The organism is Micrococcus sp. SL257 (genome assembly GCF_026625585.1).
Classification (GTDB): domain Bacteria; phylum Actinomycetota; class Actinomycetes; order Actinomycetales; family Micrococcaceae; genus Micrococcus; species Micrococcus luteus.
Map to the genome: position 1 here is coordinate 1 of NZ_CP113053.1, position 16,396 is coordinate 16,396.

Annotated in this window: 6 protein-coding genes, 3 rRNA genes and 1 pseudogene; all 10 read right to left on the minus strand. The window is 66.8% G+C overall.

Annotation, left to right across the window (positions count from 1 at the left end):
* Positions 1-33 precede the first annotated feature (33 nt).
* Positions 34-150 (minus strand): 5S ribosomal RNA (gene rrf, locus OVA32_RS00005).
* 193 nt (positions 151-343) lie between these two features.
* Positions 344-3,435 (minus strand): 23S ribosomal RNA (locus tag OVA32_RS00010).
* 437 nt (positions 3,436-3,872) lie between these two features.
* Positions 3,873-5,395, minus strand: a 16S ribosomal RNA gene (locus tag OVA32_RS00015).
* The 16S, 23S and 5S rRNA genes sit together here, the layout of an rRNA operon.
* A gap of 742 nt (positions 5,396-6,137) precedes the next feature.
* Complete coding sequence (gene glgB / locus OVA32_RS00020; protein ID WP_101967268.1) at positions 6,138-8,468, minus strand: 1,4-alpha-glucan branching protein GlgB; 2,331 nt, start codon at positions 8,466-8,468, stop codon at positions 6,138-6,140.
* 40 nt (positions 8,469-8,508) lie between these two features.
* Complete coding sequence (locus tag OVA32_RS00025) at positions 8,509-10,608, minus strand: alpha-1,4-glucan--maltose-1-phosphate maltosyltransferase (RefSeq protein ID WP_101967267.1); 2,100 nt, start codon at positions 10,606-10,608, stop codon at positions 8,509-8,511.
* 101 nt (positions 10,609-10,709) lie between these two features.
* The gene (locus tag OVA32_RS00030) at positions 10,710-11,501 is read right to left on the minus strand and encodes an ABC transporter ATP-binding protein (RefSeq protein ID WP_036382449.1); all 792 of its coding nucleotides are present in this window, start codon (positions 11,499-11,501) and stop codon (positions 10,710-10,712) included.
* Positions 11,502-12,482 (minus strand): annotated as a pseudogene (locus tag OVA32_RS00035) (ABC transporter permease); the annotation flags it as partial.
* 130 nt (positions 12,483-12,612) lie between these two features.
* Positions 12,613-13,623 carry an ABC transporter substrate-binding protein gene (locus OVA32_RS00040; protein ID WP_101967266.1) on the minus strand — a complete coding sequence of 337 codons (1,011 nt, stop codon included), beginning with the start codon at positions 13,621-13,623 and terminating at the stop codon, positions 12,613-12,615.
* Positions 13,624-13,856: 233 nt separating this feature from the next.
* Positions 13,857-14,846 (minus strand): 23S rRNA (guanosine(2251)-2'-O)-methyltransferase RlmB, encoded by a 990-nt coding sequence (gene rlmB, locus OVA32_RS00045; protein WP_115165402.1) that lies wholly within the window; start codon positions 14,844-14,846, stop codon positions 13,857-13,859.
* Positions 14,847-14,920: 74 nt separating this feature from the next.
* Positions 14,921-16,378 (minus strand): cysteine--tRNA ligase, encoded by a 1,458-nt coding sequence (gene cysS / locus OVA32_RS00050; RefSeq protein ID WP_101967264.1) that lies wholly within the window; start codon positions 16,376-16,378, stop codon positions 14,921-14,923.
* Positions 16,379-16,396 lie beyond the last annotated feature (18 nt).

Genomic DNA, 16,396 nt, shown 5'->3' on the forward strand with positions numbered 1-16,396 from the left:
CACCCAACGGTGCGAGGCCCTCCCTCAAAGAATGTCCGGCGGCGACCTACTCTCCCACAACCTCCCGGCTGCAGTACCATCGGCGCTGTGGGCCTTAGCTTCCGGGTTCGGAATGGAACCGGGCGTTTCCCCCACGCTATGACCGCCGTAACCCTAACCCCACACCACCACCCTCAACACGGGCAACAGCAGGGAAACCAAACGGGTCACACAACAGTGACACTATTCAACTGAAAACACATCAACCACCCACCAACAAGCAGACAGCCGGTTGCAATCAGACAACCGCACAGTGGACGCGAACACCAACCCATCACCTTGAAGCAAGCAATAGGATAAGAGTGTGTGTAAGTCATCGGCCTATTAGTACTGGTCAGCTTCACGAGTCTTCAGTCCTCGCTTCCACATCCAGCCTATCAACCCAGTGTTCTAGCTGGGGGCCTCACACCCTCAAAGGGGCAAGGAAATCTCATCTCGAAGCCGGCTTCCCGCTTAGATGCTTTCAGCGGTTATCCATCCCGAACGTAGCTAATCAGCCATGCACCTGGCGGTACAACTGACATACCAGAGGTTCGTCCGTCCCGGTCCTCTCGTACTAAGGACAGACCTTCTCAAATTTCCAACGCGCGCAGAGGATAGGGACCGAACTGTCTCACGACGTTCTGAACCCAGCTCGCGTACCGCTTTAATGGGCGAACAGCCCAACCCTTGGGACCTACTCCAGCCCCAGGATGCGACGAGCCGACATCGAGGTGCCAAACCATGCCGTCGATATGGACTCTTGGGCAAGATCAGCCTGTTATCCCCGAGGTACCTTTTATCCGTTGAGCGACGGCCGTTCCACAACGAGCCGCCGGATCACTAGTCCCGACTTTCGTCCCTGCTCGAGCTGCCACTCTCACAGTCAAGCTCCCTTGTGCACTTGCACTCGACACCTGATTGCCAACCAGGCTGAGGGAACCTTTGGGCGCCTCCGTTACATTTTGGGAGGCAACCGCCCCAGTTAAACTACCCATCAGGCACTGTCCCTGACCCGGATCACGGGCCGAAGTTAGATATCCAGAGTGACCAGAGTGGTATTTCAACGATGACTCCACGAACACTGGCGTGCCCGCTTCACAGTCTCCCACCTATCCTACACAAGCCACACCGAACACCAATACCAAACTATAGTAAAGGTCACGGGGTCTTTCCGTCCTTCTGCGCGTAACGAGCATCTTTACTCGTAATGCAATTTCGCCGAGTTCACGGTTGAGACAGCGGGGAAGTCGTTACTCCATTCGTGCAGGTCGGAACTTACCCGACAAGGAATTTCGCTACCTTAGGATGGTTATAGTTACCACCGCCGTTTACTGGGGCTTAAGTTCTCCGCTTCGCCGAAGCTAACAGGTCCCCTTAACCTTCCAGCACCGGGCAGGAGTCAGTCCATATACATCGTCTTACGACTTCGCATGGACCTGTGTTTTTGATAAACAGTCGCTTCCCCCTGGTCTCTGCGGCCCCGATCCCCTCACACCAGCACGTGGTGCTCAAGGTTGGGGCCCCCCTTCTCCCGAAGTTACGGGGGCATTTTGCCGAGTTCCTTAACCATGATTCTCTCGATCGCCTTAGTATTCTCTACCTGACCACCTGTGTCGGTTTAGGGTACGGGCAGTTTGAACCTCGCGCCGATGCTTTTCTAGGCAGCATAGGATCACCGGATCACCCACCAAGTGGGCGCCCATCAGGTCTCAGGCATACAGCCGGCGGATTTACCTACCGGCAGCCCTACACCCTTAGACCAGGTCATTTCCATTGCCCGGCCCGGCTACCTTCCTGCGTCACACCTGTTAATGCGCTTGCCTCCCCGGTTCAGGTCCCGCGCTCCCCACCACCGTCCCCGTCAAAGACGAGGATCGGGATGGTTCGGGCGGTTAGTATCACCGGCTCAGCATGGGCGGTTCTTCACTGGTACGGGAATATCAACCCGTTGTCCATCGACTACGCCTGTCGGCCTCGCCTTAGGTCCCGACTTACCCAGGGCAGATTAGCTTGACCCTGGAACCCTTAGTCATCCGGCGGACGGGTTTCTCACCCGTCTTTCGCTACTCATGCCTGCATTCTCACTCGTCCACAATCCACCAGAAGTTACCCGCTGGCTTCACCTCGTGAACGACGCTCCCCTACCCATCCAGCAAAACTGAATGCCACGGTTTCGGCGGTGTACTTGAGCCCCGCTACATTGTCGGCGCGGAATCACTTGACCAGTGAGCTATTACGCACTCTTTCAAGGGTGGCTGCTTCTAAGCCAACCTCCTGGTTGTCTCAGCAACTCCACATCCTTTCCCACTTAGCACACGCTTAGGGGCCTTAACCGGTGGTCTGGGCTGTTTCCCTCTCGACTATGAAGCTTATCCCCCACAGTCTCACTGCCACGCTCTCACTTCCCGGCATTCGGAGTTTGGCTGAAGTCAGTAACCTTGTAGGGCCCATCGTCCATCCAGTAGCTCTACCTCCGGGAAGAAACACGTGACGCTGCACCTAAATGCATTTCGGGGAGAACCAGCTATCACGGAGTTTGATTGGCCTTTCACCCCTACCCACAGCTCATCCCCTCCATTTTCAACTGAAGTGGGTTCGGTCCTCCACGCGCTCTTACACGCGCTTCAACCTGGCCATGGGTAGATCACTCCGCTTCGGGTCTAGGACACGCGACTCAATCGCCCTATTCAGACTCGCTTTCGCTACGGCTTCCCCACACGGGTTAACCTCGCCACGTATCACTAACTCGCAGGCTCATTCTTCAAAAGGCACGCTGTCACCCCACAAGGAGGCTCCAACGGTTTGTAGGCACATGGTTTCAGGTACTATTTCACTCCCCTCCCGGGGTACTTTTCACCATTCCCTCACGGTACTGATCCGCTATCGGTCAACAGGTAGTATTCAGGCTTACCAGGTGGTCCTGGCAGATTCACACGGGATTCCTCGGGCCCCGTGCTACTCGGGCAACCCCCCAACAGCGGCGGAACACATTTCGACTACGGGACTCTCACCCTCTACGGTCCAGCATCCACACTGGTTCGTCTATATGCCCGCACCTCACTGCGCCATGCCGGCAGACATGACAAGGAGGGGCCCACAACACCGCACATGCAACCCCTGCCGGGTATCACACACATACGGTTTAGCCCCATCCGCGTTCGCTCGCCACTACTAACGGAATCACTTTTGTTTTCTCTTCCTGTGGGTACTGAGATGTTTCACTTCCCCACGTTCCCTCCACCCGGTCTATGTGTTCAACCGGGGGTCACACGACACGTCGTGCGGGGTTTCCCCATTCGGAAATCCTGGTCTCAACGTCCGGTTATCGACTCCACCAGGCTTATCGCAGATTCCCACGTCCTTCTTCGGCTCCTGTTGCCAAGGCATCCACCATGCGCCCTTGGAAACTTTCACACACAATGAAAGTCCTCAAATGAGCAATATCTAACTAAGATGTCATTCTCGGCATCACCACACCTCACACACCACCCCAGGGGGAACAGTGCGATCAACGATGCAGCAACAAAAAATAAGATGCTCGCGTCCACTATGCAGTTCTCAAACAACAACCCACACCCCATCCACCAACCCTCAAGGCCAGCTTCACAAGGCACGGAGACCAGAAACAACAACCCCAACCCTCACAGGTCAGGGCACCTGCTGTTCCAGGACCCAACAGTGTGCCAACACCAGCCCGCAGCCACCAACACCACCCATTCCAACCACACCCTCACAGGCATGACGTACTCGAGCACTGCCGGCACCACCACTGGCACCATTCGTTGATGTTCCACCCATGAGCAACCCGCCATCACACACGCGGTGATGCAACGGGCACTGATGCTCCTTAGAAAGGAGGTGATCCAGCCGCACCTTCCGGTACGGCTACCTTGTTACGACTTAGTCCCAATCGCTGGTCCCACCTTCGACGGCTCCCCCCACAAGGGTTAGGCCACCGGCTTCGGGTGTTACCGACTTTCGTGACTTGACGGGCGGTGTGTACAAGGCCCGGGAACGTATTCACCGCAGCGTTGCTGATCTGCGATTACTAGCGACTCCGACTTCATGGGGTCGAGTTGCAGACCCCAATCCGAACTGAGACCGGCTTTTTGGGATTAGCTCCACCTCACAGTATCGCAACCCATTGTACCGGCCATTGTAGCATGCGTGAAGCCCAAGACATAAGGGGCATGATGATTTGACGTCGTCCTCACCTTCCTCCGAGTTGACCCCGGCAGTCTCCCATGAGTCCCCACCACGACGTGCTGGCAACATGGAACGAGGGTTGCGCTCGTTGCGGGACTTAACCCAACATCTCACGACACGAGCTGACGACAACCATGCACCACCTGTGAACCCGCCCCAAAGGGGAAACCGTATCTCTACGGCGATCGAGAACATGTCAAGCCTTGGTAAGGTTCTTCGCGTTGCATCGAATTAATCCGCATGCTCCGCCGCTTGTGCGGGCCCCCGTCAATTCCTTTGAGTTTTAGCCTTGCGGCCGTACTCCCCAGGCGGGGCACTTAATGCGTTAGCTGCGGCGCGGAAACCGTGGAATGGTCCCCACACCTAGTGCCCAACGTTTACGGCATGGACTACCAGGGTATCTAATCCTGTTCGCTCCCCATGCTTTCGCTCCTCAGCGTCAGTTACAGCCCAGAGACCTGCCTTCGCCATCGGTGTTCCTCCTGATATCTGCGCATTCCACCGCTACACCAGGAATTCCAGTCTCCCCTACTGCACTCTAGTCTGCCCGTACCCACCGCAGATCCGGGGTTAAGCCCCGGACTTTCACGACAGACGCGACAAACCGCCTACGAGCTCTTTACGCCCAATAATTCCGGATAACGCTCGCACCCTACGTATTACCGCGGCTGCTGGCACGTAGTTAGCCGGTGCTTCTTCTGCAGGTACCGTCACTTTCGCTTCTTCCCTACTGAAAGAGGTTTACAACCCGAAGGCCGTCATCCCTCACGCGGCGTCGCTGCATCAGGCTTGCGCCCATTGTGCAATATTCCCCACTGCTGCCTCCCGTAGGAGTCTGGGCCGTGTCTCAGTCCCAGTGTGGCCGGTCACCCTCTCAGGCCGGCTACCCGTCGTCGCCTTGGTGAGCCATTACCTCACCAACAAGCTGATAGGCCGCGAGTCCATCCAAAACCGATAAATCTTTCCAACACCCACCATGCGGTGGACGCTCCTATCCGGTATTAGACCCAGTTTCCCAGGCTTATCCCAGAGTTAAGGGCAGGTTACTCACGTGTTACTCACCCGTTCGCCACTAATCCACCCAGCAAGCTGGGCTTCATCGTTCGACTTGCATGTGTTAAGCACGCCGCCAGCGTTCATCCTGAGCCAGGATCAAACTCTCCGTAAAAAAATTACAGAACAACACCGTGGCAGCCGGAAATAACCACCACGACATCCATTCAATACCTGGCAGACCATCACCACACCACGGGGGTGGCAGGCGACGATCAACCAATATGTGTTAAAACAATTGGCATCAACAAACTTGGCACACTATTGAGTTCTCAAACAACAGGCGCTTCCAGCTTCAGCGACCCGCTCCGCGGGCCGTTTCGCTCTGGAGCAACTTCTCCATCCTAGACCATCCGTTTCGACCGTGTCAACTCCGTGTCCGAAGCATTCACCGTCCGTTCACATGGCCGGGCTAGAAAACCTTACCACGCGATCCGACAATGTCAACTCCGCTTCCGCGGGGCCAGACACTCACCGGACCATCCACGTGGAAGGCCTCGAAAACCTTACCACATGATCCCCGGCTGTCAAACCAGATCATCTTCTTCAGGAATCCCGACCCGCATCACTGCCGGCCGCGCACCCGGTGAGCACCACCCGCCCTGGACCTGCCATTCTCGGCATGAATCCGCGGATTCTGTGTTCTTCACCCCGCCTCCCGGTCACCCGGTCGGCGTCTTGAGCACGAGATGGAACTCTACACACGAACCCCACCGAACACAAAATCAAGGGTGACACCCGGCGTGCAGTCACGGGTGGGCGGCCGGTTTCCGCCTGTTCTCGCGGATTTCTTCGGCCTGGCCCGCCCCGTTCGACGCCCCCGCGCCGAGACCGTCGATCGTGACGTGCACCACGCCTCAGGGCGTGCTGGCCGTGTCCAGGGTCGGCTGGAGCCACAGGGTGGTCAGCGCCGGCACGTTCACCGTGACGTGGGCCGGCTGGCCCTGCCACTGGCCCTCGTGTGCCGCGATCACCTCGGACTGGCCGGTCTGCTCCCGCCAGCCGTCACCGTGGAAGTCGGTCGCGTCGGTGTCCAGCACCACCGTCCACTCCCCCGCGGACGGCACCCCCACGCGCAGCCCCTGACGCGGCGACCCCGAGAGGTTGGTGATGCACAGCAGCGGGGCGCCGCCCGGTTCAGCGGCCGGGACCGCGGCGCCGTCGTCGTCGATCCGCGGCTCCGGCACCACCTGTGCCGCGGGCATGCGTAGGAACACGAGCGTGTTGCCGTCGGCGTCGCCGCCGTCCACCCACGAGAATCCCTCCGGGCTGTGGTCCAGCGACCACAGCGCCGGCTTGCTGCGGTAGAGCGCGTTGAGCTCCCGGATCGTCAGCTGGACCCCGCGGTGCGCCTCATCCCACGAGACGGGCCAGTCCAGACCCTCGCCCTCGGACCACTCGCTCGGCTGCGCGTACTCCCCGCCCATGAACAGCAGCTGCTTGCCGGGGTGCGCCCACATGTACCCGTAGTAGGCGCGCAGGGTCGCCAGCTGCTGCCGACGGTCGCCCGGGATACGGCCCAGCAGGGAGCCCTTGCCGTGGACGACCTCGTCGTGGGACAGCGGCAGCACGTAGTTCTCCGAGTAGGCGTACGCCATGGAGAACGTCCACTGCCCGTGGTGCCACCGGCGGTTGACCGGGTCCTGGGACAGGTAGGCCAGGGTGTCGTGCATCCAGCCCATGTTCCACTTCTTCCCGAAGCCGAGACCGCCCGCGTCCACGGGAGCGCTCACCCCGGAGAAGGCCGTGGACTCCTCCGCGATCATGTGGACGCCGGGGTGCAGGCGGTACACGGTCGCGTTGACCTCGCGCAGGAAGTCGATGGCCTCGAGGTTGTGGTTGCCGCCGTGCACGTTGGGCTCCCACTGCCCGTCCTCGCGCGAGTAGTCCAGGTAGAGCATCGAGGCGACGGCGTCCACGCGCAGCCCGTCGATGTGGAACTCGCCGAGCCAGTAGAGCGCGTTGGCCACGAGGAAGTTGCGGACCTCGGTGCGGCCGAAGTCGAACACGAGGGTGCCCCAGTCCGGATGTTCGCCCCGCCGCGGGTCCGGGTGCTCGTACAGGGCGGTCCCGTCGAAGCGCGCGAGCGCCCACTCGTCCTTCGGGAAGTGCGCGGGCACCCAGTCCACGATGACGCCGATCCCCGCCCGGTGGAGCGCGTCCACCAGGTGCTTGAACTCGTCCGGGGAGCCGAACCGGGAGGTGGGGGCGTAGTAGCCGGTCACCTGGTAGCCCCAGGACCCGCCGAACGGATGCTCCGCGACCGGCAGGAACTCCACGTGCGTGAACCCCAGCCACTGCACGTACTCCACGAGCTGCTCCGCCAGCTCGCGGTAGTCCAACCCGGGCCGCCACGAGCCCAGGTGCACCTCGTAGATGCTCAGCGGGCGCTCGTGCGGGTCCGTGACGCGGCGGCGCTCCATCCAGGTGCGGTCCCCGAAGGCGTAGTCGGACTCCAGCACACGCGAGGCCGTGGCCGGCGGGACCTCCGTCCAACGGGCCATCGGGTCCGCCTTCTGCCGCCAGAGCCCGTCCCGACCGAGGATCTCGAACTTGTAGCGGTCGCCGTGGCCGACGCCGGGCGCCAGCAGCTCCCACACGCCGGAGGAGCCGAGGGACCGCATGGCGTGGGTCCGGCCGTCCCAGCCGTTGTGGTCGCCCACCACGCGCACGGCCCGCGCATTCGGCGCCCAGACCGCGAAGGCCGTGCCGACGGCCTCGTCGGCGGAGGTGCGGACCACGCGGGCGCCGAGCACCTCCCACAGCCGTTCGTGCCGGCCCTCCCCGATCAGGTGCAGGTCCAGCTCACCGAGCGTGGGCAGGTGCCGGTACGCGTCGTCCTGCTCCTGGACGGGACCGGTCGTGCCGTCCTCGGTCTCGTACGCCACCTCGACGCGGTAGTCGCCCGCGGCGGCCCCGGCCACGCGGGGCGTCGGGGCCACGCCCGCGAACACGCCGTCGTGCTCGTGCATCAGCTCCACCCGCTGCCCGTCGCCGGCGCGGACCACCGTGACCGTGCGCGCCAGCGGGCGCAGCACGCGGTAGGTGACCGCGGCGCCGTCGGGATGCGGGTGGGCGCCCAGCACGGTGTGCGGATCGTGGTGCCGGCCCTGCGCGACGGCGGCCAGCACCTCCGGGTCCACGGCGAGCGGGGCGACGGCGGGGCGGGGGGCGGCGGACGGGGTCATGGCGGTTCCTGTTCTGGGGACGGCGGGCGTCGGGAGCGGCTCAGCCGTTCCGGACGATCCGCAGGACGTGGGCGGGCTCGACGTGGGGGTCCAGGCGGACGTACGGGGTGCGGCCCCACTGCCAGCGCTGGCCGGTGAGCAGGTCCTCCACCTCGACGGCCCCGGACGCGTCGCGGTCCTCGGGGCGCAGACGCAGCGCCTCGAGGTCCAGGTCCAGGGTCGCCTCGACGACGTCGTGCGGGTTCGTGGTGACGACGACGATCAGGGTGTCCTCCGCGGGACCGGCGTCGGTGACCGCCTCGGCGTCCCGGTGCGCACCCTCGGGCCGGGCCGAGCGCGTCTTCGAGAACACGAGCAGGTCAGGGTGCGTCGAGGCGTGCAGGGTCAGGTTCTGCAGGTCGCCCAGCGCCGGGTGCGCCGCGCGGATCTCATTGAGCCGGGTGAGGTACGGGGCGAGCGAGGCGCCCGCGGCCTCCGCGCCCTCCCAGTCCCGGGGGCGGTACTCGTACTTCTCGTTGTCGATGTACTCCTCCGCGCCGGGCCGGGCCACGTGCTCGAACAGCTCGAACCCGGCGTAGACGCCCCACAGCGGGCTGGCCGTGGCGGCGACGACGGCGCGGATCCGGAACGCGCCCGGGCCGCCGTGCTGCAGGTACTCCGTGAGGATGTCCGGCGTGTTGACGAAGAGGTTGGGGCGATAGAACGCCGGCGTCTCGTGCGAGATCTCCTGGAGGTACTCCGCGAGCTCCTCGGCCGTGTTCCGCCAGGTGTAGTACCCGTAGGACTGCTGGAACCCGACCTTGCCCAGGGCGTGCATCATCGCGGGACGGGTGAAGGCCTCGGCGAGGAACACGACGCGCGGCTCCTCGGCGCGGACCTTCGCGATCAGCCACTCCCAGAACCACAGGGGCTTGGTGTGCGGGTTGTCCACGCGGAAGATGTGCACGCCGCGGGCCACCCAGCCCCGCACCACGTCCAGCACCGCCTGGGCGAGGCCGCCCGGGTCGTTGTCGAAGTTCAGCGGGTAGATGTCCTGGTACTTCTTCGGCGGGTTCTCCGCGTACGCGATGGTGCCGTCCACGCGGGTGGTGAACCACTCCGGGTGCGCGGTGACCCACGGGTGGTCCGGGGAGCACTGCAGGGCCAGGTCCAGGGCCACTTCGAGGCCCTCGTCCGCGGCCGCGGCCACGAACGCCTCGAAGTCCTCGACGGTGCCCAGGTCGGGGTGCACGGCGTCGTGCCCGCCCTCGGGCCCGCCGATCGCCCACGGCGAGCCCGGGTCCTGCGGCCCGGCCGTCAGCGTGTTGTTCGGACCCTTGCGGTGCGTGGTGCCGATCGGGTGGATCGGCGGCAGGTAGGCCACCTGGAAGCCCATCCGGGCGACCGCCGGGAGCCGGCCGGCCGCCGTCGCGAAGGTGCCGGAGGACCACGTGCCGGAGGCCTCGTCGAAGCGGGCGCCCTCGGAGCGGGGGAAGAACTCGTACCAGGCGCCGCGGCCGGCGAGCTCGCGCTGCACGTCCAGCGGGTAGAGCTCGGAGCTCGTGAGGTGCTCCCGCACGGGGCGGGCGTGGAGGACGGCGGACACCTCCGCCGACTCGGCGGAGGCCAGGCGCTGGGCAGGGATGAGCGACTCGTCCTCGAGGCCGCGAACGACCTCCTCGAACACGGCGCGGTCCTCGGCCGAGCGCTCCGCGTCCTCGGCGGCCCGGCGGAACAGGGCCGCGCCCTCGGCGAGCATCAGCTCCACGTCGACGCCGGCGGCGATCTTGACGGTGGCCGCGTGCTTCCACGTGCCCACCGGGTCGTCCCAGCCCTCGACCACGAACTGGTGCAGGCCCGGCTCGGCGGGCCGCAGCGTGGCCACGACCTCGTCCAGGCCGGGCCGGCCCGGACGCATCTGCACGCGCTGCACCTCGGCGCCGGCCGGGTCGAACAGGCGGACGGTGGCGCGCACGGAGTCGTGGCCCTCGCGGAACACGGTCGCGCGGACGGGGATGTCCTCGCCGACCACGGCCTTCGCCGGGAACCGGCCGTCCAGCACCACGGGCTGCACGTCCGTCACCGGGATACGCCCCGTGACGGTCTGGAGGCGGACATCGGCTGCGGTGGCGCTCTGGGTGTCGGGCTTCACGGTGCTCACGCCACGACGCTACCCCGCGGCCGCCCCGGTGAGAACGGCCGGCCCGCCCGCCCGCCGTGGGGCGGAGGGGCGGGCCGGGGACGGGGCGCCGGACGGGACGCTCAGGACAGCATGGTCTTGTCGTCCACGACGGCGCCCTTGATCTTGCCGAACTCGGCCAGCAGGTCCGCCGGGGTGCGCCCGGCCTTCTCCTGCTCGTCCAGCTCGAGGATGATCCGGCCGTCGTGCATCATGATCAGCCGGTTGCCGACCTCGAGGGCCTGGGACATGTTGTGCGTGACCATCAGCGTGGTGAGCCGGTGCTCGGCCACCACCTGCCGGGTCAGGCGGGTCACCAGCTCCGCCCGGGACGGGTCCAGGGCGGCGGTGTGCTCGTCCAGCAGCAGGATCTTCGGTCCGGAGAACGTGGCCATGAGCAGGCTGAGCGCCTGACGCTGGCCACCGGAGAGCAGCCCGACCTTGGCGGTGAGGCGGTTCTCCAGGCCGAGTTCGAGCTTCGTGAGCTCGTCGCGGAACATCGCGCGCCGGGCGCGGGAGACGCCCCGCGAGAGCCCGCGGGCGTGCCCGCGTCGCCAGGCCAGGGCCATGTTCTCCTCGATCGTGAGGTTCGGGGCCGTGCCCGCCGTCGGGTCCTGGAACACCCGGCCGATCGAGGCCGCGCGGCGGTGGTCCGGCATGCGGGTGACGTCCTTGCCGCCCACGGCCACGGTGCCGGTGTCCGGGAGCAGCTTGCCGGCGATCGTGTTCAGGATCGTGGACTTGCCGGCGCCGTTGGAGCCGATCACGGTGACGAAGTCGCCCTCGGCCAGGTGCAGGTCGATGCCCTGTAGGGCGCGCCGCTCGTTGACGGTGTTCGGGAAGAAGGTCTTGGAGACCTGCGAGATCTCAAGCACGGGGGCCTCCTCGGAGACGGATGCGGCGGGGGTGGCGCCGCCCGGCTCGCCGGTCAAAGGCATGCCGGCGGTGGCCGGAGCGGCGGCGGCCGGCGCCGGGGTCGCGGCCGTGCCCCGCGTGCGCAGGCTCAGGCGCCTGGCGAAGCCGAAGCGCGGCAGCAGCAGGGCCACGACGACGAGGGCCGCGGAGATCAGCTTCATGTCGTTCGGGCTCAGGCCCGCGTTGAGGGCGAACTGGATGATCAGGCGGTAGAGCACGGCACCGACGATCACGGCGAGCGTCGCCCAGAAGACCGTGCGCTGGCCGAACACGGCCTGGCCCACGATCACGGACGCCAGGCCCACGAGGATGAGGCCGATGCCCATGGAGATGTCCGCGAAGCCCTGGTACATGGCCAGCAGGGAACCGCCGAGGGCCACGAGGCCGTTGGAGATCATCAGGCCGAGGATCTTCATCCGGTCCGTGGAGACGCCGTACGAGCGGATCATCTCCTCGTTGTCACCGGTCGCCTGCAGGGCGAGGCCCAGGTCCGTGTGCAGGAACCAGTCGAGGATCAGCTTCACCACGAACACACCGAGGAAGAGGACGAGGATCGAGCCCCAGTTCCGGGCCAGGCCCAGGTCACCGAGCCACGTGAACAGGGTGTCCTGGCCGAGCAGGGGGATGTTGGCCTTGCCCATGATGCGCAGGTTGATCGAGTAGAGCGCGATCATCGTGAGGATGCCGGCGAGCAGGCCGTCGATCCGGCCCTTGGTGTGCAGCAGGCCGGTGACGAGGCCCGCGAGCGCGCCCGCCACGAACGCGGCGAGCATGGCCAGGGGCACCGGCGTGCCGCCCGTGATGAGCACGGCGGCCGTGGCGGCGCCGGTGGTGAACGAGCCGTCCACCGTGAGGTCGGGGAAGTCGAGGATGCGGAAGGTCAGGTACACGCCGAGCGCGACGACGGCGTAGATCAGACCCAGTTCCACTGCGGTCAGCATGGGGTGGGTGCCTTTCGGGCGGTGCGAGGGGGACGGACGACGGCGGGACGGGGTGGGTCGGCCGTCGACGTGCTCCGCGGCGGCCCGGACCCCGTGGTCCGGGCCGCCGCGGAGGCGGGCAGGCGCGGGATCAGCCCTCGACGAGCTGGTCGGCCCTGTCCGTGAGCTCGGCGGGGATCTCGACGCCGTAGGCCTCGGCGGCCTTCGGGTTCAGCACGAGCTGCAGGTTGGCCGGGTCGGCGTAGCCCACGGGCAGCTCGGCCGGCTTCGCGCCGTCCTTGAGGATCTTCACGGCCATCTCGCCGGCCTGCTTGCCGTGCGCCGTGTAGTCGATGCCGTACGTGCCCAGGGCGCCGCGCTCGACGGAGTCGATGTCCGCCGAGATGACGGGGACGCGCTGCTCCTTGCCGTAGCCCACCACGGTCTCCAGCGCCGAGACGACGGCGTTGTCCGTGGGCACGTAGATGCCGTCCACGCCGGACAGGGACTGCACGCCCTGCTGGACCTCGGACGAGTTGGTGATGGTGGCCTCCTTGACCTCGAGGCCCAGCTCCTTGCCGGCCTCCTTGGCCTGGTCCACCTGAACCTTGGAGTTGGCCTCGCCGGAGTTGTAGACGATGCCGACGGTCGTGGCGTCCGGCTTCACGTCCTTGAGCAGCTGCAGCTGCTCCTTGACCGGGTTGCGGTCCGAGACGCCGGTGACGTTGCCGCCCGGGGCCTCGTCCGAGGCCACGAGCTCGGCGCCCTTGGGGTCGGTGACCGCCATGAACACGACCGGCTTGTCCTTCACGGCCGAGGCGGTGCCCTGCGCGGCGGGGGTCGCGATCGCGGCCACGAGGTCCACGTCCGCGTCGTTGGCGAAGGTGGAGGCGATGGAGGTGACGGTGGCCTGCTCGCCCTGGGCGTTCTGCTCCTCGAACGTCACGTCCAGGCCGGCGTCCTCGAACGCCTCCTTGAAGCCCTCGGCCGCACCGTCGAGCGCCGGGTGGGAGACGAGCTGGTTGATGCCCACGGTGTAGGAGCCGTCGCCGCCGGCGGCGGAGGACGAGCCGGAACCGCCGGAGCCGGAGTCGCCGCACGCCGTGAGCCCGAGGGCGGCGACGGCGAGGGCGGCGGTGAGGGGGAGGGAGCGGTGCTTCATGAGACGGACCTCGTTCTGATGGTGCGGTGCGGGATGCGCTCGCCGACGGGGGCCCGTCGGACACAGTGCAGACACTGTGCGCGGTGACACGCATCACAGGCAAGACGTGCGCGTATCCACGCGACATCCTGCCATGTGATCGGCGTCACTGTAGACACTCTGCCCGCGTCGGCGCCGTGTGCGACACCCGCGTCCCCGCCTGGCCGTCATCCCGGGCGGGGGCGCCGTGGAGGTCAGCGCCCGCCGGCGCGCTGCACCGAGATCTCGTACAGGGAGATGCCCACCGCCATCGAGGCGTTGAGGGACTCCATCGTCGAGTCGATCGGGATGGACACGATCTGCTGGCAGTGCTCCCGCACCAGGCGGGACAGACCCTTGCCCTCGGCCCCCACCACGAGCACGAGCGGCTCCGTGGCCAGGGCGAGCCCGGGCAGGGAGACGTCCCCGCCGCCGTCGAGGCCCAGCACGAAGTAGCCGGCCTTGTGCAGGTCGACGAGGGTGGTGTTCAGGTTGCCGGCCTGGGCCACGGGCACCCGCGCGGCCGCGCCGGCCGAGGTGCGCCAGGCGGTGGCGGTCACGCCGACGGAGCGGCGCTCGGGCACGATCACGCCGTCCGCGTCGAACGCGGAGCCGGCCCGGATGATGGCGCCGAGGTTGCGGGGGTCGGTGATGCCGTCGAGCGCGATCAGCAGCGGCGGGGTCCGCAGGTGCCCCTTCTCGTGCTTCGCGAGCGCGTCGAGGGCCAGGGCCGTGGCGTCCGCGTACTCATAGGGCGGGATCTGCAGCACGATGCCCTGGTGCACGGCCTCACCGGAGAGGCGGTCCAGCTCCGGCTTGGTGTTCTCCAGGACCGGCACGCCCTGCTCGAGGCAGAGGCGCAGGGCCTCCTTGACGCGGTCGTCCATCTCGATGCGCACGGCCACGTGCAGCGCCTTGGCCGGGATGCCCGCGCGCAGCGCCTCGAGCACGGGGTTGCGACCGGAGACCGTCTCGTCCGTGAGCTTCACGCGGCCGCGGACCTGGTCCTTCACGGGGCCGCGCTTGGCGGCCGAGCGCTCGGCCAGCTGCTTGGCGCGGTGTGCCTTGTGGTAGACCCGGTCCTCGGCCTTGGGCGTGGGTCCGCGGCCCTCGAGCGCCTTGCGGCCGTGGCCGCCGGTGCCCTTCACGGGACCCTTCTTGCCCTTGGGCTTGCGGGATCCGCCGGAGCGGGGGGCGGTGGACATGGCGGGACTCCTGCGTGCCGGGGACGGGGGCGGCGGCACGCGGGGCGCCGCCGGATCGCTCTCCAGTCTAGGTGTCAGTCCGCCAGGCGCCATGTGGCGCCGTCGGCGCCGTCCTCCACCACGACGCCGGCCGCGGCCAGCGCGTCGCGGATGCGGTCCGCGGTGGCCCAGTCCTTGTCCGCGCGGGCCTGTGCCCGCGCCTCGATCTGCGACCGGACGAGCAAGTCGAGGGCGTCCGACACCGGGCCGGCCGCGGCGTCGTCGCCCTCGGGCACGTCGTCCAGGCCCAGCACGGCGGTCATGGCCTCCACCTCGGCCAGGCGGGCGGCCGCGGCGTCGAGGTCCTGCCCGGCCAGCGCCGAGTTGCCGGCGCGCACGGCCTCGTGCAGGGCCGCGAGCGCCTGGGGCACGTTGAGGTCGTCCTCCATGGCGGTGCGGAAGGCGGCGGGCACACGGTCCGCGAGCGCCCCGTCGGGGGCGGGCGGGACGGCGCCGGCGGCGCGGGCGCGGGCCGTGAAGCCCTCGATGCGCTCGACGGCGGCCTCGGCCTCGTCGAGGGCGCCGGGCCGGTAGTCGAGCTGGGAGCGGTAGTGGGCCTGCCCCAGGAAGTAGCGCACCGCCGTCGGGCGGGCCATGCCGAGCATCTCCTCGGGGGAGATCGTGTTGCCCACGGACTTGGACATCTTCTCGCCGCCGTAGGTGACGAGCCCGTTGTGCAGCCAGAAGCGGGCGAAGCCGTCCCCGGCGGCCGCCGACTGGGCCAGCTCGTTCTCGTGGTGCGGGAACCGCAGGTCCAGGCCGCCGCCGTGGATGTCGAACTCGGCGCCGAGGTACTTCGTGGACATGGCCGAGCACTCCAGGTGCCATCCGGGGCGGCCGGCTCCCCAGGGCGACTCCCACACGGCGGTGGCGGGCTCACCGGGCTTGGCGCCCTTCCACAGGGCGAAGTCGCGGGGGTCGCGCTTGCCGCGCGGGTCGGCGTCGGGCGCGTCCTGCATGTCCTCCACGCGCTGGCGGGTGAGCTCGCCGTAGCGCTCCCAGGACCGGACGTCGAAGTAGACGTCTCCCGAGCCGTCCTGCGCGGGGTAGGCGTGGCCGCGCTCGATCAGGCGCTCGATGAGCGCGAACATCTCGGGCACGTGGCCGGTGGCGCGCGGCTCGTAGGTGGGACGGCGGACGCCGAGGGCGAGGTAGGCGGCGTCGAACGCCCTCTCGAACCGGTAGGCCAGGGCCCACCACGGCTCGCGGGCCGGGTAGAGGTCCGAGGCCTCGAAGCCGGCCTCGTGGGAGGCGGCCGAGCGGTCGAGGATCTTGTCGTCGATGTCCGTCACGTTCCGCACCGAGGTGACGCGCAGCCCGGTGGCCTCGAGCCAGCGGATGAGGATGTCGAACACGATCGCGCTGCGCACGTGGCCCACGTGCGGCATGCCCTGCACCGTGGCCCCGCAGTAGTACACCGACGCCTCACCGGGCACGAGGGGCTCGAAGTCCCGGATCTGCGCGGTGCGGGTGTCGTAGAAGCGCTGGGCCATGGGGGGGCGGTCCTTCCG